This window comes from Vibrio sp. 1641 (genome assembly GCF_033339995.1).
GTDB lineage: Bacteria > Pseudomonadota > Gammaproteobacteria > Enterobacterales > Vibrionaceae > Vibrio > Vibrio alginolyticus.
Window position 1 is genome coordinate 1 of record NZ_JAWOVP010000137.1, and the last position, 753, is coordinate 753.

Annotated in this window: 1 protein-coding gene; it reads left to right on the forward strand. The window is 50.2% G+C overall.

Annotation, left to right across the window (positions count from 1 at the left end; all coding sequences use genetic code 11):
• A partial coding sequence (gene pstC, locus R7Z47_RS24655; protein ID WP_318130738.1) for a phosphate ABC transporter permease subunit PstC occupies positions 1-753 on the forward strand: 753 nt, incomplete at both ends.

Below are 753 nucleotides of genomic sequence, written 5' to 3' on the forward strand. Positions count from 1 at the left end.
ATTGTTCGAGAGAGTATTCCTGCCTTCCAAGAAGCTGGAGTATCGGGCATCGTTCTTGGCCAAAACTGGCTTCCACCTGCGCTTTACGGCGTAGCAACAATGATTGTCGCCTCTGTAGTCTCTACTGCGGGTGCGGTGATGGTTGGCGTTCCTGTTGGTGTGCTTACCGCAATCTTCATTGCTGAAATCGCGCCTAAGCGTTTGGCTGATGTTATTCGTCCTGCGGTTGAGTTGCTAGCGGGTATCCCTTCGGTGGTGTATGGCTTCTTCGGCCTCGTTATCATCGTTCCTTTGATTCAAGACATCTTCAATGTGCCAGCGGGTAACACCATCTTGGCGGGTATCATTGTTCTTGGTGTGATGATTCTACCGACCGTAATCACGGTATCTGAAACGTCTATTCGAGCTGTGCCTCGTGCATACAAAGAAGGCTCTTTGGCTCTTGGCGCTTCAAAAATCTACACAATCTTCAAACTGCTCGTTCCTGCGGCTCGTTCAGGCATCATGACTGGTGTGATTCTTGGTATCGGTCGTGCGTTGGGTGAGACAATGGCAATCATCATGGTGATGGGTAACGCACCGGCAATGCCAGAAGGCATTCTCGACTCAGCACGTACGCTGACCGCGAACATCGCGATTGAAATGTCTTACGCAAGTGGTGTTCACGCGAACGCACTGTACGCAACAGGTGTGGTACTGCTGGTCTTCATCATGTCGTTGAACGCTGTACTTCTTTACCTAAACCGAGAAAAA